The 18,108-nt window shown below is 39.2% G+C and carries 18 protein-coding genes, 1 other RNA gene and 1 riboswitch; of the genes, 7 read left to right on the plus strand and 12 right to left on the minus strand.

What is annotated here, in order from left to right:
• Positions 1 to 59: 59 nt before the first annotated feature.
• Positions 60 to 254 carry a hypothetical protein gene (locus AC2YJL_RS13455; RefSeq protein WP_195694159.1) on the plus strand — a complete coding sequence of 65 codons (195 nt, stop codon included), beginning with the start codon at positions 60 to 62 and terminating at the stop codon, positions 252 to 254.
• 1 nt (position 255) lies between these two features.
• On the opposite strand, the gene AC2YJL_RS13460 is transcribed toward AC2YJL_RS13455, so the two are convergent.
• From AC2YJL_RS13460 to AC2YJL_RS13475, 4 genes are all read right to left on the minus strand, one after another.
• Positions 256 to 1,041, minus strand: a complete 786-nt coding sequence (locus AC2YJL_RS13460; protein ID WP_251568016.1) for an ABC transporter ATP-binding protein — start codon at positions 1,039 to 1,041, stop codon at positions 256 to 258.
• 18 nt (positions 1,042 to 1,059) lie between these two features.
• The gene (locus AC2YJL_RS13465) at positions 1,060 to 1,542 is read right to left on the minus strand and encodes a GNAT family N-acetyltransferase (protein ID WP_195694163.1); all 483 of its coding nucleotides are present in this window, start codon (positions 1,540 to 1,542) and stop codon (positions 1,060 to 1,062) included.
• Positions 1,543 to 1,700: 158 nt separating this feature from the next.
• The gene (locus tag AC2YJL_RS13470) at positions 1,701 to 2,177 is read right to left on the minus strand and encodes a site-2 protease family protein (RefSeq protein WP_028408675.1); all 477 of its coding nucleotides are present in this window, start codon (positions 2,175 to 2,177) and stop codon (positions 1,701 to 1,703) included.
• Positions 2,178 to 2,323: 146 nt separating this feature from the next.
• On the minus strand, positions 2,324 to 3,142 hold the full coding sequence (locus AC2YJL_RS13475) for an AraC family transcriptional regulator (RefSeq protein WP_230932817.1): 819 nt from the start codon (positions 3,140 to 3,142) through the stop codon (positions 2,324 to 2,326).
• A 138-nt stretch (positions 3,143 to 3,280) separates the two neighbouring features.
• Here AC2YJL_RS13475 and lacZ point away from each other — a divergent pair, with 138 nt between their 5' ends.
• The gene (gene lacZ, locus AC2YJL_RS13480) at positions 3,281 to 6,385 is read left to right on the plus strand and encodes a beta-galactosidase, LacZ type (protein WP_407819016.1); all 3,105 of its coding nucleotides are present in this window, start codon (positions 3,281 to 3,283) and stop codon (positions 6,383 to 6,385) included.
• A 36-nt stretch (positions 6,386 to 6,421) separates the two neighbouring features.
• On the opposite strand, the gene AC2YJL_RS13485 is transcribed toward lacZ, so the two are convergent.
• The 4 genes from AC2YJL_RS13485 to AC2YJL_RS13500 all read right to left on the minus strand — a co-directional run bounded on the left by AC2YJL_RS13485 (position 6,422) and on the right by AC2YJL_RS13500 (position 10,636).
• Positions 6,422 to 7,333: an EamA family transporter gene (locus AC2YJL_RS13485; protein ID WP_230932533.1), complete on the minus strand. Its 912-nt coding sequence runs from the start codon at positions 7,331 to 7,333 to the stop codon at positions 6,422 to 6,424.
• A gap of 98 nt (positions 7,334 to 7,431) precedes the next feature.
• Positions 7,432 to 9,348, minus strand: a complete 1,917-nt coding sequence (locus AC2YJL_RS13490) for a vWA domain-containing protein (protein WP_251568012.1) — start codon at positions 9,346 to 9,348, stop codon at positions 7,432 to 7,434.
• An 11-nt stretch (positions 9,349 to 9,359) separates the two neighbouring features.
• The gene (locus AC2YJL_RS13495) at positions 9,360 to 10,274 is read right to left on the minus strand and encodes an AAA family ATPase (RefSeq protein ID WP_043982189.1); all 915 of its coding nucleotides are present in this window, start codon (positions 10,272 to 10,274) and stop codon (positions 9,360 to 9,362) included.
• Positions 10,275 to 10,405: 131 nt separating this feature from the next.
• Positions 10,406 to 10,636 carry a YkvS family protein gene (locus AC2YJL_RS13500; protein ID WP_013056869.1) on the minus strand — a complete coding sequence of 77 codons (231 nt, stop codon included), beginning with the start codon at positions 10,634 to 10,636 and terminating at the stop codon, positions 10,406 to 10,408.
• Positions 10,637 to 11,057: 421 nt separating this feature from the next.
• Here AC2YJL_RS13500 and AC2YJL_RS13505 point away from each other — a divergent pair, with 421 nt between their 5' ends.
• The gene (locus tag AC2YJL_RS13505) at positions 11,058 to 11,552 is read left to right on the plus strand and encodes an RNA polymerase sigma factor (protein WP_016763958.1); all 495 of its coding nucleotides are present in this window, start codon (positions 11,058 to 11,060) and stop codon (positions 11,550 to 11,552) included.
• Positions 11,549 to 12,739, plus strand: coding sequence for an anti-sigma factor (locus AC2YJL_RS13510; protein WP_050688725.1), 1,191 nt, complete (start codon positions 11,549 to 11,551; stop codon positions 12,737 to 12,739). The genes AC2YJL_RS13505 and AC2YJL_RS13510 overlap by 4 nt, the downstream gene beginning before the upstream one ends.
• A 157-nt stretch (positions 12,740 to 12,896) precedes the next feature.
• Here AC2YJL_RS13510 and AC2YJL_RS13515 read toward each other — a convergent pair whose 3' ends face one another.
• Positions 12,897 to 13,349 (minus strand): helix-turn-helix transcriptional regulator, encoded by a 453-nt coding sequence (locus tag AC2YJL_RS13515; protein ID WP_050688724.1) that lies wholly within the window; start codon positions 13,347 to 13,349, stop codon positions 12,897 to 12,899.
• Positions 13,350 to 13,502: 153 nt separating this feature from the next.
• On the opposite strand from AC2YJL_RS13515, the gene AC2YJL_RS13520 reads away from it, so the two are divergent.
• From AC2YJL_RS13520 to AC2YJL_RS13530, 3 genes are all read left to right on the plus strand, one after another.
• Positions 13,503 to 14,123 (plus strand): hypothetical protein, encoded by a 621-nt coding sequence (locus AC2YJL_RS13520; RefSeq protein ID WP_251568011.1) that lies wholly within the window; start codon positions 13,503 to 13,505, stop codon positions 14,121 to 14,123.
• Positions 14,124 to 14,232: 109 nt separating this feature from the next.
• Positions 14,233 to 14,410: non-coding RNA, 6S RNA (ssrS, locus tag AC2YJL_RS13525), on the plus strand.
• A gap of 147 nt (positions 14,411 to 14,557) precedes the next feature.
• Complete coding sequence (locus tag AC2YJL_RS13530) at positions 14,558 to 14,986, plus strand: pyridoxamine 5'-phosphate oxidase family protein (protein ID WP_013082985.1); 429 nt, start codon at positions 14,558 to 14,560, stop codon at positions 14,984 to 14,986.
• A 28-nt stretch (positions 14,987 to 15,014) separates the two neighbouring features.
• Here AC2YJL_RS13530 and thiE read toward each other — a convergent pair whose 3' ends face one another.
• The 3 genes from thiE to AC2YJL_RS13545 form a co-directional block, all read right to left on the minus strand.
• Entirely contained in the window at positions 15,015 to 15,659 is a 645-nt protein-coding gene (gene thiE / locus AC2YJL_RS13535; RefSeq protein WP_230932529.1) for a thiamine phosphate synthase, read from the minus strand.
• Between the two features lie 13 nt (positions 15,660 to 15,672).
• Positions 15,673 to 16,479: a hydroxyethylthiazole kinase gene (gene thiM / locus AC2YJL_RS13540; RefSeq protein ID WP_251568008.1), complete on the minus strand. Its 807-nt coding sequence runs from the start codon at positions 16,477 to 16,479 to the stop codon at positions 15,673 to 15,675.
• A gap of 73 nt (positions 16,480 to 16,552) precedes the next feature.
• A riboswitch (TPP riboswitch) is annotated at positions 16,553 to 16,661 on the minus strand.
• Positions 16,662 to 16,852: 191 nt separating this feature from the next.
• Positions 16,853 to 18,070, minus strand: coding sequence for an MFS transporter (locus AC2YJL_RS13545; RefSeq protein WP_195694182.1), 1,218 nt, complete (start codon positions 18,068 to 18,070; stop codon positions 16,853 to 16,855).
• Positions 18,071 to 18,108 lie beyond the last annotated feature (38 nt).

An 18,108-nucleotide genomic window follows, 5' to 3' on the forward strand; every position in this document is an offset into this window, starting at 1 on the left:
GTATAGCCCAAGCCTTTTGTGAATAAAGTAACATAACGATATAACTAAAGGAGCCAACGATGACAGCTTATGATTCCTCTTCTTTTGTATTTGTAACCATTGATAAACATGACATTGCTGCTTTTTTACTAGTTGATATTATTTGCGGCACCACTATTTATGTAGCATGTAAACATTATTTCCACAATGAGCTTATTTCCATTGCAAGCAGCGCTCTTTTTCCCATGGTATGTAAGAAGGTTTCACGACGCTAGCTCAGCTTTTTACCGGTTCTTTTAATGACAGCCAAGTGCGTTCCTTCTGCTGCTGAATCTCTACGGCGTGATTAAAAAATTTAGAAAGATGCGGCTCAGTGAGCTGGTCTTTTGTTTTTCCAGAAGAAAACACTTCTCCTTGGCGCATACAAAGCGTATGGGTAAAGCACGGCAAAATTTCTTCTACATGGTGAGTAACATAAATAAGCGTAGGCGCTTTTGGCTGCTCTACCATTTTTGCAATCAGCTGAAGAAGCTGTTCTCGGGCCATTATATCTAGACCTGTACATGGCTCATCAAGTATTAAAAGCTTCGGTGAAGCCATAAGAGCTCGGGCAATTAGCACTCGCTGGCGCTCTCCTTGAGAAAGTGTTCCGTACGCCTGATTTTGTAAATCTGCGCAATTTAGCAGCTGCATTAATTCTATGGCTTGGTTCATATCTTTTTGCTCCACTTGTTCATATAAACCAATAGATGCAAATTTGCCGCTTAAAATCATTTCTAAAACCGTATCTTCATCTCGAAACCGCTGCTGAAGCGAAGAACTTACCCATCCGATTTCTTTTCTGAGCTCAGACAGATTTGTTTCTCCAAATTTCCTTGAAAGAACTTCTACTTGGCCTTTTGTAGGCCAGATATATCCGTTGATTATATTTAAAAGCGTCGTTTTTCCGGAACCGTTTAACCCAAGCAAACACCAATGTTCCCCTTTTTCCACTAACCACGACACGTTTTTTAAAATTTCTTTTTCTGCTCGTTTTACCGAAACGTTCTTAATGTTGATCATGCTAACACTCCTATACTCTCATTTTTCATTATATATACTATAAAAGAATAATGATTTGTCCCATTTGTTAACTTGCTTTTCGTTTTTCATGCCAATTCTTTCAGCCACTTTAATCGAGGAGGAATTGTCAGGATCTATTAATGATATAATCTTCTGAAATTTCAGCGTATGAAGTCCATAATCTAAGCAAGCTTTTGCTGCTTCACTCGCATAGCCTTTCCCCCAGCGGCTGCGTAAAAATAAATAACCAAGTTCTGGATCTACCTTTCCGTCTACTTTTTGAAGAACCATGCCGCACTGCCCTAGAAACTCTCCTTTCTGTTTATCCTCGGCGACCCACATGCTAATGCCGTACGTTTGATAATGCTGCTTCATCCATTGAATCCAGCGGCGTGTGTCTTGTTCGCTTTTAGTAGAAGAATAATACTTCATTGCTTCAGCATCCTCAAAGATTTTCAGTAAATTGCCTGCATCGCTTTCGGCCATGGCTCGCAGCGTCATTCGTTCTGTCTCAATAATCGTATGAATCCTCTCCTTTCGTACATTCCAACATCTACTATCTTTATTATCCGCTACTATTTTCTTTTCGTAAAGTTTTCCTTTTTTTATTTAAATGAACGAGAAAAAACGCACCAAAAAAGGCTGCTACACACAGCCCTTTAATCTGGATCACACGTTTTCCCGTACCGTAATACGTTATATATAGCACGTCCATCACTTGCAGATGTCTCTGTATATTGAATTGGCAGCAGTGAGAAAATAACATAATAGACTGAAAAATAAACAAATTGATAGCAAAATATATCTTCAGGCAGAATATTAGCCATAATTAATCCATTTATTATAAAAATAGTAAGCAAATTAAACAGTACACCACCCGCATACACCACTGCATGAGAAATGCGACTGTCATTCTTAAGATTTTCATATTTACAAAACGAGTCTAAAAAATAGACTGACTTAATTTTAAATTTCCCCATTTTAAGAATCGTTTTCCCCCGCCCAATAGTAAAATCGACCTTCCCTCCGAAAATAATTGCCATGACGGAATGCCCCAGCTGATGAACAAATGATACAAGTGGCAATACAAGACAGAATGACCACACAAACTTTGGAAGATCATTTAACCCAAACACGTTTATCCCTCCTTTTTGTTTCTTCTCTCTACTTTTCCTCCCCGTTTTCACTTAAAACTACATTTAATTTCTTTTTTAAAACTCGTACGAAATAACCAGCATACACACCATGCCTTATGACCTAGAAAAAACCCGATATATGTAGCTTATGAAAAATACATTTTCCGAAAAATAGTTGGCGTAACGTTTTCCTGTTCTTTGAAACGCTTGATAAAGTAGCTTGGATGTTCATACCCTACTTGTCTTGCTATATCTTGTACAGAGATTTGGTTGTTTTTAAGCAGCAGTTTCTTTGCTTTTTGAATCCGCACGCGCGTTACGTATTCAAATGGTCGGATGCCAAGAGATTGTTGAAAAAGCAAACACGTATACTGCTCCGTTACGTTGAGCTGCTGCGCCAGTACTTCTAGCGTTAACGGCTGATGATAATATTCCTCGATATAACGAAGGACTGGGTTGAGCTGAGTAATTTGCTGCAGCCGACTTTTGCTTTCTATATATACGCTGTCTTGGCGAAGTTTTAAAATGACGCTATATAGTAGTTCAGAGCACTGCATGGTGCTAGAAGTATGATTTTCTTCTAATCGATTCATTAGTTCTTGTAGCATCCTATGAAGACTTTCAGCATTTGTAAGGACGATTTTCCCCGAATTAATAAATTGAAGAGAAAGCATGATATCATCAATCACACTTCCGTTAAAAGAAACCCAGCATACTTGCCATTCGCTCGTAACGGGATAGTATTCGTGCGGAACGTGCGGCGTTAGAAACATCCCTTCATTTTCTTTTATAATATAAACCTCGTCATTTACACGAAGCTCGCCTCTTCCTTTTATGCATTGAATCCATTGATAATCAGGAAACTCTCCCTGACGGTTAATATGTGTTTGGTGTCTCCAGCTTCCAGCGCTTGTAACATAGAATGGCAGTTTCATATCTTCATCTGAAAGAGCCGGAAAGTACATACGGTCCACATTATTTCCCCCTTTTTATGTGAATATAGTTATATTATCATGAAAATAATTAGATTGATAAGGTTTTCAGAAAACGTTATCATCTTCATATAAACTAATAACCTAGTACTTTAGAAATGAGGGATCGACATGTTAAAAACCGGCAAGAAATTTCATTACACAGCACCTGCAAACGGATATCCTGAATGGAATAACAACCCTGAAATTTTTCAATTGAACCGTTCAAAAGCACATGCTTTACTTATGCCTTATCAAACGGTCGAAGAAGCCTTAAAAAATGATAGAAAATCTTCTATTTACTATCAAAGCTTAAATGGCAGCTGGTATTTTCATTTTGCTGAAAATGCAAATGGCCGCGTCAAAAACTTTTTCGCTCCTGAATTTTCATATGAGAAATGGGACTCTATTTCAGTTCCTTCACACTGGCAGCTGCAAGGATATGACTATCCTCAATATACAAACGTGACATACCCTTGGGTTGAAAGTGAAGAGCTCGAACCTCCTTTTGCACCGACTAAATATAACCCTGTCGGTCAGTACGTCCGTACTTTCACACCTAAATCAGAATGGAAAGATCAGCCCGTGTACGTCAGCTTCCAAGGCGTTGAATCTGCTTTTTACGTATGGGTTAACGGTGAGTTTGTTGGATACAGCGAAGACAGCTTTACTCCAGCTGAATTTGATATAACTTCTTACCTTCACGATGGTGAAAATACGATAGCAGTAGAAGTATATCGCTGGAGTGATGCAAGCTGGCTTGAAGACCAAGATTTTTGGCGAATGAGCGGCATCTTCCGAGATGTGTATCTCTATTCTACTCCACCGGTTCACATCTATGACTTTAGCGTTCGTTCGTCGCTTGATAACAACTACCAAGATGGTGAACTTATCGTTTCAGCTGATATTTTAAATTACTTTGAGCACGATACTCAAGATCTAACATTTGAAGCCATGCTGTATGACGCGAATGGCCAAGAAGTACTACAAGCTCCGCTGCAAACAAATTTAAGTGTGAGCGATCAACGTACAGTCTCCTTGCGTACACACATTAACAGCCCTGCAAAATGGAGCGCAGAAAGTCCTAATTTGTATACGCTTGTACTCAGCTTAAAGAATTCTGCTGGTTCTATTATTGAAACAGAAAGCTGTAAAGTCGGCTTCCGTACGTTTGAACTAAAGAACGGTCTTATGACAATCAACGGCAAGCGTATTGTACTTCGAGGAGTGAATCGCCACGAATTTGATTCAGCAAAAGGCCGGGCAGGCATCACGCGCGAAGATATGCTTCACGACATTTTGCTGATGAAGCAGCATAATATTAACGCGGTGCGTACATCCCATTATCCCAACGATTCAGTATGGTATGAACTATGTAATGAATACGGGCTGTACGTTATTGATGAAACCAATTTAGAAACGCACGGAACGTGGACTTATTTACAAGAAGGTGAGCAAAAAGCCGTTCCAGGAAGCAAGCCAGAATGGAAAGAAAACGTATTGGATCGCTGTCGTTCTATGTACGAACGTGACAAAAATCACCCTTCTATCATTATTTGGTCGCTTGGAAACGAATCATTTGGCGGAGAAAACTTTCAGCATATGTATACCTTTTTTAAAGAAAAAGATTCCACGAGACTTGTTCATTACGAAGGAATCTTCCATCATCGCGACTATGATGCTTCAGATATAGAAAGCACGATGTACGTTAAGCCAGCAGATGTAGAGCGCTATGCATTAATGAATCCGAAAAAACCCTACATCTTATGTGAATACAGTCATGCAATGGGCAATTCATGCGGAAATCTGTACAAATACTGGGAGCTGTTCGATCAATATCCAATCTTGCAAGGTGGTTTTATATGGGACTGGAAAGATCAAGCTCTTCAAACAACAGCTGAAGACGGTACTTCTTACTTAGCTTACGGCGGAGATTTTGGTGATACGCCAAACGATGGCAACTTCTGCGGAAACGGCTTAATCTTTGCTGATGGGACAGCTAGCCCAAAAATTGCAGAAGTAAAAAAATGCTATCAGCCTGTAAAGTGGACAGCAATCGACGCTTCTAAAGGAAAATTTGCCGTTCAAAACAAACACTTGTTTACAAACTTGAACGCCTATGATTTTGTTTGGACTGTTGAAAAAAACGGTGAACTCGTTAAAAAGCATGCGTCTCTTTTAAATGTAGCTCCTGATAATACAGACGAACTGACGCTTTCTTATCCTCTTTATGAGCAAGAAAATGAAACTGATGAATTTGTTTTAACTCTTTCTCTCAGATTGTCCAAAGATACAGCTTGGGCTTCAGCTGGATATGAAGTGGCGTACGAACAGTTTGTACTGCCTGCTAAAACCGCTGTACCTTCAGTAAAAGCTGCTCATCCTGCTTTAACCGTTGACCAAAATGAACAAACACTTACGGTTACTGGATCTAACTTCACGGCTATTTTTGATAAGCGAAAAGGACAGTTTATTTCTTACAACTATGAACGCACCGAGCTGCTTGCGTCGGGTTTCCGTCCGAATTTCTGGCGTGCAGTAACCGATAATGACCTCGGAAATAAACTGCATGAAAGATGTCAAACGTGGCGTCAAGCAAGCTTAGAGCAGCATGTGCAAAAAATAACCGTTCAGCCGCAAATTGACTTTGTTATCATTTCGGTTGAACTAGCTTTAGACAACTCTCTTGCTTCTTGCTATGTAACGTATACGCTATATAACGATGGTGAAATGAAGATTGAACAATCTTTAGCACCTTCTGAGACAATGCCTGAAATTCCTGAAATCGGCATGCTGTTTGCGATGGACGAGGCTTTTGATTCTTTAACATGGTACGGAAGAGGCCCTCATGAAAATTATTGGGACCGTAAAACTGGCGCTAAGCTGGCCCTTCATAAAGGCAGTGTAAAAGAGCAAGTCACACCGTATTTACGCCCTCAAGAATGCGGAAATAAAACGGACGTTCGATGGGCCACTATTACAAACAATCAAGGACGCGGCTTTTTGATAAAAGGTTTGCCAACAGTCGAGCTGAATGCTTTACCTTACTCACCTTTTGAACTGGAGGCTTACGATCATTTTTACAAATTGCCGTCAAGCGATTCAGTAACCGTACGGGTTAATTACAAGCAAATGGGCGTTGGCGGAGACGACAGCTGGCAAGCTAAAACACATCCTGATTACACGCTATATGCTAACCGCTCGTATACAAACACGTTTACGCTAAAACCTCTATAAAAATAAAAAGGACTTTCATTTGAAAGTCCTTTTTATTTATGATGTCATCTCTGGCTTTCGCTGAGAAAGCAAAAATACCGTAGCGATAATAAGAATTGTACCTAGCCACTCCGTCCACCCAAAAGTCACATGAAGCCATAGAACAGATAGCGCAGCTGCTGATAAAGGCTCCGCTGACGCAAGAACAATGGCTTCAGAAGCGCTAATATGCTTTAAACTTTCCAAGTAGCAATAAAAGGCAATGAGCGTTCCAAAGATAATCACAAATAGCACCGCACACAGCGACAATAGCGACCACTCACCGGCTATATGCCACGGCTGGTGAATAAATGAAAAACTTACACCTCCTATTACCATTCCCCAGCCTACTACTTCAATTGAGCTCCATTTCGCAAGAAGGCGTTTAGGCTGAAGCGTATAAAAAGCAGACGTCACAGCTGCCCCAATCCCCCAAAACAACGCCCATCCTGTAATAGACAGCTCGTTAAAATTTCCGCTTGTTGCAAGAAAAAAGGTCCCCGTTATGACGAGAGCAACAGAAATCATTTCTACTTTCACCGGCCATTTTCTTGCTTGCACAGCTAAATAGCCAATAATAAATATTGGCGACGTATATTGAAGCACTGTAGCTGTAGCAGCGTTTCCTGCTTCAATAGCTGCAAAATATGTATACTGCACGCCGAGCATACCGATTACACCAAACAAAAGCAGCGAAGTCCTCTCTTCTTTTGTTTTCCAAATTGCAAAAATATTGCGTTGCTTAGAGGCTATTGCCAAAAGCAGCAATCCGGATACTAACATACGAACGACAACCAGCCACTCTGCGTTAAAACTTTTATGCTGAAATAAATATTGAGCCACCGTGCCAGATACTCCCCACATTGTGGCGCCAATGATTACAAGCAGCAGCCCCCATGCTCTTCTAGATGACGTTTGAACTCCTTCCACTTGCCATTCCTTCTCTCTTTTTCATATATATTTAACTTACCTCGCTCCTCTTTAACGGTCAATAGCAAAAAAAGTCGAAGCAATATGCTTCGACTTTTTTAAATGCTTTTATGAAGTAATTTCTTCAGTAAAGGAAATAGCACATCGGGAAGTTCTTCGATGTTTGGTACTAGAATACTATATTTTCCGTACATATTTTGAATGGTTTTCTTTTGTCCTTCATCAATTTCCCCGTTGGATAAAAAGACGTTAATGACTTCAATTCCGTGCTTGCGTGCTTCTAATACCGCTTCGTGCGTATCTACAATACCATTTTGTTCATATCCCATAGCGGCTGGTTCACCGTCTGAAAACACAAGTAAAAACTTCTGCTGTTCAGAACGCTGAAGCAAGCGGCGTGTCATATGGCGAATGGCAAATCCATCACGGTTGTCTTCTTCAGGCTCAAGCTGCATAATTTCAGGACCGCTTTTACGCTTTAACGATGCTTGAAAGTCCATAACCGTCTGCAGGTAGTTAGGCTGGCTCGTTTCGGTGGCATCATTTGTATCTTCCCAAAACCCTACAATTTGATGAGGCACCATAACGGATTTTAACGCTTCATGAAATAGCGTAATTCCAAGCTTCGTTTCATCCATTTTATCGTACATCGACGCGGAACAGTCAACTAAAAGAGAAAAGACGGCATCAATCTGCGCAGAATCTTCATCTTTTTTATAAAACAGACGAGGATTATCATCTGTCCATAGTTTTAGAAGCTTTTTATTTAATCGGCCAAAGTGCAGCTCGCTTCTAGGCAGCGTTTTTTTATGTTCAAGCGTTTTTTCAATCATTTGCTTTAATTTCTTTTGATACGATGCAATGATTTTTTTATTCTCATCATACTGAACAACGTGATCGTCGTTCGGAAGTTTAGAATCTACAAAAACAGCATAGGCATGCTTATTTTCTTTCCCATACTCATAATCCGCTTCCCCGTCTTTTTCCGGATGCGTTTGCTCCATGGCTTCGATTTGAGAATAATCGTTTCGCGATGTTTTTTGAGAAGATCCTTGCACCATTCCCATTGCTTGATCTCCATCGTCGCCTTCACGAACACCATCGCCTAGCATGTCTGTTTTTGAACCTTGATCCATATCAAACTGTAGAAAACTTTGCGTCGCTTCGCTTGTCTCTCTATGCCACATTTCCATTTTCTCTTCGTGAATGTCTTCATCTCCGTCTTTTTCATGCTCTAAAATATCATCGTTCACTAATGAATCTTTGCGTTTTAAATCTTCAAATGTTAACCCTTCTTCTAGCTGATCATACTGAAGTTCAGCCAAGAAGAAATAAGTATTAAGCATATCTTTTTCGATAATATCATCAAAAACATCTACGAGTTCAAGGCAGATGCGCGATACATCTTTTGTTGTTTTAGCTTCATATACATTTGTTAGCTGTCTGCGAATAAAAGGCATCGCTAAGTTAATCGATTCACTCATTGAAGGAATTTCTTCAAACGGATTTTCAGCCGTTAATAGCAAGTAAATGCCGTTAAAAATTGCATCCGTGTACACGCTTTTTGTTAAATTTGCGCTCATTTGTGTAGCAAAATATTTTCTATAGAGCTCCCTTCTGACGGCGAAGGCTTTTTTCGTTCCAGGACGTTCGCGTTTGCATACTTCTTCTAAACGAATATCTTCAAACAGCATAAACAGCTGCTTAGCTAAGCTAGGTACCGACGTTTTATTTATTTTCTTTAAATATGCATTAATTTCTTTGAAGTTTGAATGCTTATAGCTTCCAATACTTCTTAAAAACACATCACTTTTTAAGCCGTACACTTTGTCTTCTTCTGGACGGTTATCCCAAAAGTGACTGAGATAAATAATGCCGTGTACAGGATCATAATAAGATGAAACGCGATACTCTACTTCAATTTCATCATTTTTTGTTAATGTTTTCGTTAAATCCGCCAGCTCCATATAGAGAAAGGAATCTACATTTTTGTCGTTAAATTTAATAAATCGCATAGCGCCACTCCTTACTCAAATAATGTTTCAGCAATATTTTGAATGGCGGCTTTTTCCCTTTCATCTTCTAGCTTTTCAATAATACCGCGTCTAATCGCGCGAAGAGGCGGCATATAAAGAGCTAAATCACACGTATCGATAAGCGCACGAATAGACGCAGCTTCTTCTGATACATGGCCGCTTTGAACTTGAGTAATTAAATCCGCAGAGAGCGTGACAAATTTATCAATTAATTTTTCGTCTTTTAACTGAGACTGAGACATCAGAACTTGCTTCAAGCTGCCTCCTTGAATATACGGCACTTCAATAACAACAAAACGATTTTTTAACGCTTCGTTTAATGGAACGGTACCAACATACCCCTCATTAATCGCCGCTACTACGCCGAACGTTTGCTGACCGCGTACTACATCTCCAGTGAATGGGTTCGTAATCATTTTTCGGTAATCAAGAACCCCGTTTAAAATAGGAAGTGTTTCAGGTTTAGCCATGTTAATTTCATCAATATATAGTAAATGGCCTTTTTTCATTGCCTGAATAACAGGTCCTTCCACAAACTCAATACCTGTTTTCCCTTCTTGTTCAGCAATTGTTTTAAAACCAAGCAGCGCTTCTGCATCTAAGTCAACCGAGCAGTTAACGCTATGCATCGGCTGAGAAAATAAATGCGACAGCGTTTCAGCAAGCTTTGTTTTACCTGAACCTGTTGGCCCTTTTAAAAGTACGTTTTTCCCTAGTGACAAAGCAATAATGGCATCTTCTAAAATATCTGCTTCTTCTGCTGTATAGCCGCCTTTTCCAATTAATAGCTGATCAGCATCGGACAAATTTTCATATTTACGATTCGCTAAAAGCGAAAGAACCTCTTGTGGTAATGATAATTGTGATAGTTGAATTGACATAACAAAAATCCTTTCTTTCTGCATACTTTCTATAGTTTACTAAAAAACATTCTTCTTCTCAAAGAATTGCTTTACCTACGCTTTTCTCTAAGGTTTCCGATAGAAAAACCGCGGTCTTTAAACATATATTCAGTAAAAAAAAGTAGGTTATTCACCTACTTTTTTACGATTTTATAGTTTTTATGATTAACAACTGTTTTCATGGATTCGCCCGTTTCAGCATCTTTCCCAAAATCTACGATAACCGAATTGTCTCGCACTACCATAACAATTCCTTTAAATCCTTTATAGTCGCCTTTTTTTGGCTGAATCGTATCGCCAACTTTAGCTGCTTTGACTTTAGGTGCTTGTTCTTCTGTACCTTGTGTATTTTCTACGTCCATCATGACCCCACCTTTTCCAATTTACCGTGTTTTTTATAAGTGAAAACACAATTTAATTTACTTTTTGTTGAAAATACTTAGTTTATTTTCCCACAAACATCTATGGTTAAACACCATGTGTTTGTCCATTTTTATTTTGCAAACAAACGCTGTATTTTTTATTATGTATGTAGCTGTTTTTTGTAAGAGCACATCCTTGTTCTATCATAACATTTTCTGTTTCCTTCGAACACCAATTACCCTTTAGTTTTTTAAAAAAATGACAAATTACACGGAATTATGTCGAATTTCATATGATTTTCTTTTTAGTATGATAAGCTATATATCGTATTTTAAGCATCTTTTCTCTATTACATACGATTTTTGATAAAAAAACCGAAACTTTTATCCACAAATTGCGTTGATTAAATGAAAGGGGGAGAAAATGGCACAACAGCATAACTTTGAACACATTTATAAACAGCACATGCATGATTTGCTGCGCTATCTTCTCTCTCTTACTCGCAGAAAAGAATCAGCGGAAGATTTAATGCAGGAGACCTTTTACCGGGCACTTTTACACTTAGAAACATATAAAGGCGAGGAAGTGAAGCCTTGGCTGTTCAAAATTGCTTATCACGCCTTTATTGACTGGTATCGTAAAGAAAAAAAACGCCCTACTGTCGAAATAGAAGAATGGCACTTTACTCCTCAGCCAAGTGCTGAAGAACAAGTGATGATTCAAAGTGAAATCGACGGCTGGCTTTCTGATGTATCTGCTTTGCCTCCGGCTAAGCAGAATATTGTACTGTTACGAGATTATCACGGCTTCACATATGAAGAGATTGCAGAAATGACTGGCTATACTCTGTCAAAAGTGAAAATGGACTTGTATCGTGGTCGTCAACAATTGAAAAAAAGAAAGGAAGAGGACGGATGAGCTGTCAAGATATGAAGCATCAATGGGAAAAATATAAAAACGGCACTTTGACAGACAAAGAAGCAGAAACACTTGAAGAACATACGGAAAATTGTGAAGCATGCTCAGCTCATTTGGAGCACTTGCTAACCGAAGATGAACCGTTACCGCCAACTTCATCAGCTACTTCACTAAGTGACGATACGATGTTGGATAATAAAAAAGTTAAAAAGTCCATTTATATCGCCAAATGGAAGCAGCGCCTTTCAAATGTGACAACTGTCATTGGCTCTGTCGTTCTGCTATGGATAATCGGCAGCTTTTTATCTATTGTATATTATCATCAATCAAAAACCGAATACATAAACAGCGTGAATCAAGCGGCTATCGAATCTGCTTTTCCGAACGTTCACATACGTGAAACCACTTCTGATACACAATCCTTTTTCCGGATGCAGTCGCAAATGGAAGCTTATAAGCAAATTGGACGTGAAGAGCAGGCCATTGGGACGTTTACATTTCATCAGCTGTTTGATAAAACAAGCGGTGTAGAAAAAGAATTTTCCGGCGGCAAATACGATCTTAACCTTTCTTTTGTCTATCCTGATCCAAAAAAATTAAAGCTACATGCAAAAGAGTATAAGGAATGGACAAATGAAACATGGAAAGCATTAGAAAATCTACCAAAAGGAACGGTAAGCGAAGTGGCTATTTCTTTTGATGATACGTACTCGCTAAAAGAAGTTCAGCAAAAAATGAACGCCATCGACAGCCGTGATTTTTCTACCTCTTGGTACGCGCTTAATACAGGGCACGAACAAAAAACAAGTACAAAAGATGAGCCATTAATTGACTTAACATCAACATTTGGCTTTCCAGAGTTTTTAGACTTACCTTACGATCACAAAGGAAATCAAACCCACTCTACTAGCAAGTCGAACGTTTTAAATATGATGAAACTATTAGCCGATAATGAAGAAACGGTCCAAAAAGTTCGTCAGCTAGACCATTCTGATCTGTTGCTAAAGCAGCGATATTCTTATGTAAAGAAACATGGAGTCGGTGTGTACGGCGTTGTGATTACAGGGCCTACAAAAAAACTTCTGAAATTAAAAAATGATCCGTCGATCACATATGCGTCACTTGGAGATGTAGAGCTATGGAATTGGTTCAGTCGTCCCTCGTCAGGTACGTTAATGAATCAGTAGAGGCTGAGAAAAAAGTATAGCAGTGGAAGAGAAATCCGAACGATGAATCAAAAGTCCTGATGGAGAATCAAATTCGTTCGGATTTTTTTATGAGCAGAGTGAATGTAGGTTTCATATATGCAGTTATGCAGTGATTTTGTTATGTCTCGGCCTCTTTTTATTCATTCGTTAATTGTTCAAACCTTTTTACCGCTTCGCTTTTATCAAATGAACTAAACCATCGATAGTCTTGGTCATCTAAAATGCGATAGTGCTGACTAATCATATTTTGCTGCAGACGAAAAGAGCCTTCTTTTTGAATTTCTTTCCACCATACTCTTCCTCCGAGCGTTTTATCTTTTGGAGAAGATACGCCGTTATGAGCAATGATTTCTACTACTTCTAAAGGAACATCTCCTAAAACCGATTGAAGGATTTCACTGTCACCAAACAAACTGCATACTGCCACAGTAGTCGTCCACCCTGCTTCCGTGCGCCCTTTTTCAATTTGAACCAATGTTTTTTTGGAAATACCAATGACTTCAGCCATTCTGTCTTGTGAATAGTTTCTTTCTAAACGAATTAATCGTATTTTATCCGATACTGATTTAATCACTTCTTGTTTATTCATTTTCACAGCCCTTTCTTTCTATACACGCACATTTCTTTAGTGTAATATTACACCTAATTAAAGAAGAGTTTCAAGCGTTTCCCTTCGTCACAAGACGGGGAAATATACTTAAATGATTTTTGTACACTAAAACAATTAAAAGGAGTTGAGAATATGTATATCATTGTATGGGCTATGCTTGTACTATACGCCTTTCTGCTAGCTCCGGGAGCAAGCGCCTCTGATGATTTGCTGTTTAAAAAACTTATCACAGGAAATTTTCAACAGGTAGATCCGCTCGTGGTTATGGTATTCTCTTTTTTAGGACTTTTCCCAGTATTGTTTATGATAATGATCTGTAAAAAAGATACATATAAACTGCCTGGATGGCCATTTTCTCTTCTATCATTTGCGCTTGGAGCTTTTTCTCTTTTGTTCTATTATCATTGGACAGGACAAAAAGTTCGAACACGTTCGCGTATTCCTTCACGTTTCATTGCTATCATTTCTTCTCGTCTATGGATCGGACTATGCTTAGCGCTCACGATTGCAGGTTACGCATACGGACTATCCGTAGGTTCAATAAAAGCTTATGGAGATGCTTTTATGCAGTCACAGCTTGTTAGCGTGATGACCGCTGATTTTTTTGTTTTAACGTGGCTTTCTTACTCCGTTATGACAAAAGAAAGGATCGCATCCCGGCCTTACCTTCTTTTATGTTTCATTCCAGTTGCCGGCCCTTTTCTTATTTTGTTACTGGATAACCGCCAAGATATTAGAGAAGAAAAACGTTAAATAAAAGTCTTGCGTTCCATTCATTATTCCGTTATAATCATTTCTTGTACGATGAAAGTTGATTAATTAGAAAACATTTATATATCGGCATCTTATTTACATTTGTTATACATACCTGCGCTGTGCGTATACTCATGTTGTCTTAAACCTTTGAGTGTTAAAAGGGAGCTCAAAATTTAGCTGCAGATAGCACGCCCTTCTTGGGACGCTAAACCCGGCTATGAGGGCACCCACCTAGTAGATCTGGGTATTTAAGACACTTAGGGTTACGGCAGTGCGGGCTTATTTTTTAGTTAGCTGTAGCTAGCTTTTTTTATTTTTTATTTTATTAGTTTACATAATTATTTTATTGTTAACTTATATTTTTTTTAGACATGTATGTTTTATTTATCTTTGATTGAGGAACATAAAAAGTAATAAAGGAGATGGATAAAATGAATGAACAAAAAATTGCTAAAAAAGTAAACGAAGTATTAGAAGGAAATCGTGTAGGAACATTAGCCACAGTTGTAAACAACAAACCCCACTCTCGCTATATGACATTCTTTAGCGATGAAGATGGTATCGCTCTTTACACACCAACAAATATCAATACACATAAGGCAGAAGAAATCGAAGCCAATCCGAACGTGCACGTACTATTGGGCTATAGCGGCGAAGGATATGGCGATCAATACTTAGAATTATCTGGTACAGCTGTCCTTCGTACTGGTGATCAATTAAAAGGACGTATATGGAACGATCACATGAAAGAATGGTTTGACGGTCCAAATGACCCTGAGTATGTTGTTCTTGAAATTACGCCGAACGAAATTCGCTTTATGAATGAAGGCGAAGAAACTCCTCAAACTGTTCAGCTATAATAAAAAAAGCGCACACTGTGCGCTTTTTTTATTTTCCTACCGCTTCTTTCAATTGAGCTGCTTTTTCTTTTGGAGACGCTGCTAAGCTAATCGCGGTAATAATAGAAACGCCATCTGCACCTGCTTCTACTACTTGTTTGGCATTTTCAGGCGTGATCCCGCCGATTCCTACAATTGGAAAGTCAATATTCTGGTTTCGCACTTCTTCAATTAACTTTGTACCTTGCACTGCTTTTGCGTCTTTTTTTGTAGAAGTAGGAAAAACAGGTCCCATTCCTACATAATCCGCCCCGTCTTTCATCGCTTGCTGCAGCTCTTGTACATTATGAACAGAGACGCCTACAATTCCTTTTCCTATTTTCTCTCGAACAATATGAGCTTTTTCATCTTCTTGGCCAATATGAACGCCATCTGCTTGTAAGCGGATCGCTAAGTCAAGATCATCATTCACAACAAAAGGAACGCTGTGCTGCTGACAAATTTGCTGAAGTTCCTTCGCCAGCTGATATTTCGCTTCTCCTGTTAGGGCACCTTCGCCTTTTTCACGGAATTGAAACACAGTAACGCCGCCTTCAATTGCTTCTTTCAACACTTCTCTCGGATCTTTTGTACAGTTATTGCTGCCCATTATAAAATAAACTTGCAGCAGCTTTTTGATTTCTTCATTTGTCATTTTCCCGCTCCTTTTAACGTTGATGTACTCTTGCATATGATTCAATATCCTGCCCAGATAAAAGATGAAGCTGATTTAACAGCTCAATTTGAAAGCTTCCCGGCCCTTCTTCACCTTTTTTCTCTGCGGCGATTTCACCCGCCACTCCATAAAAACTTAAAGCAGCAACGCTTGCCTCGACATATTCTTTTTCTACAGCAGCGAAAGCTCCTATAATTGATGTCAGCAGACATCCAGTCCCCGTCACTTTCGTAAATAACGGGTGACCGTTGTCTACTGTATACGTTGTGTTTCCATCTGTGATTACATCTTGTTTACCCGTGATAACAATCACTGTATCTAATTTGTTCGCTGCTTTCTCAGCAAGTTCAATGACGTCTCCTTGCCCTTCTAATGAATCAACGCCTTTAATGAGCCATGACTCGCCTACTACATTCGCAACTTCAGCAGCGTTACCACGAATAACTGCCATATTTAATTCTTCTACAAGCTGACGTGCTACTTCTGTACGAAACGGTGTCGCTCCGGCTCCTACAGGATCGAAAATAACCGGCACGCCATTTTCATTTGCTGATTTTCCTGCTATTCTCATCGCTTCTACTTCTTGAGCCGTCAGTGTACCCATATTTAAGACAAGCGCTCCAGCGATTCGTGCCATGTCAGCCACTTCTTCTTTCGCATAAGCCATAACAGGTGAAGCTCCTAGTGCAAGCAGTCCATTTGCTGTAAAGTTGGTTACCACAACATTCGTAATATTATGAACAATCGGACTTATGTCTCTTACTTTCTCTAATTGAGCTGAAATTTTACTAATATCCATGTTTTTTCACTCTTTTCATTTAGTTTTAACACTGCAAAAAAGACAAAAAAGCACCTTGCATGCGCAAAGTGCTTTGGTATGTACTCACATTCCCTGCGCTGGCATTATCCAACAGGTTCAAATGGTCAACAGGCGGCCCTGTACTCTCAGCCTGCCCCGCGCAAGCTCCCATACTATTCTTGTTACGTTTAAAGTTTACTATTAACCTTTTTTATTTGCAACCATTTCATTGTTTTGCCGATAAAATAAAGCTTCTCTATAGACTGAGTGGCGCTTTAAACCTTACACCATTCCTAAAAGAATAATCAAAAGACCTCCAGTAAGCTACTGGAGGTCTTCTATTCCCTAAGAATTCTATCATTTTTCCTTATCGTTATTTCTCTTGAACCGCTTGATTTCTCACAGCTGTTTTTCTGTCCTTCCCTGCTCTTAAAGATAAAAGAAAACAAAGAAGCAGTACAAGTGCAGCTGATACGTACGGATAATTAATGTTTATATCAAAAAGAAAGCCTGCTACAACGGGGCCAATAATATTTCCAAGACTTGTATAAGCAGAATTTAGTCCGGCTACATATCCTTGGTCGTCTTGTGCCATCATCGACATTTGCGTGCTGATTGCCGGACGTAAAATATCTGTTGCTAAAAAAACGATAAATGTCACAACAATAATAAGCCAGTACGTGTGCACAAATAGCGTAAGTAAAATAAAAAGTCCCGTCATCATCAAGCAAAAAGAAATCACTCTTTTTTCACCAAATTTATTTAAAATCCACCCGAAAATCGTAACCTGCACTACAGCCCCCGCAATAGAGCCGAACGTAATAACAAACGCAATATCTTTTGGCGTAAAGCTAAATTTATGATCAACGAATAGTGAAAAAATCGTTTCATAATTGGATAATCCAAACGATGTCACAAAAACAATAATTAAACTTAAAAAATAAGGTTCTTTATAAGAATTCATAAGCTGCAGTAGCAGCCGCTCTTCTTTTGGATTCTCATGGTTTGAAACAGCAGGATTTTGTACAGGGCGAGACTCTGGCAAAACAAGAAGCGTAATCACTGCAGCCAAGCCTCCTGCTACTGCGGCCATATAAAATGGTACACGCATGCCGTATTCAGCTAAAAAGCCGCCGATACCGGGTCCAATAATAAATCCTGTTGTAATCGCCGCCGTCACATAGCCCATTCCTTTAGCACGTTCTTTAGCAGACGTCACGTCCGCTGTATAGGCCATAACAGCAGGCATAATGAGCGCGGCCCCAACCCCGCCTAACATTCTCGATACAAATAATAAAAGAGGTGTACTCACTGAACCAAAGAACCATTCAGACAGGGCAAAAACAATCATTCCCGCTACAATAATTTTCTTTCTCCCTAACGAATCTGATAACCGTCCTGCTAAAGGTGAAAACAAAAATTGAGTTAGTGAAAACACCGCTACTAAAAGCCCCATCACGCTACCGTTGATATGAAGCTCTGTCATATACGTTGGCATAATTGGAATTACAAGACCGATTCCTGTAAAAACAATAAAAATATTTAGCATGAGCAGCAAAATCGCCGCTCGATTTCTTAACAATAATGACATATAAACCTCCTGATTACAAAAATACTGAACGTTCGGTC

It is taken from the genome of Priestia sp. SRI_019, from assembly GCF_057586255.1.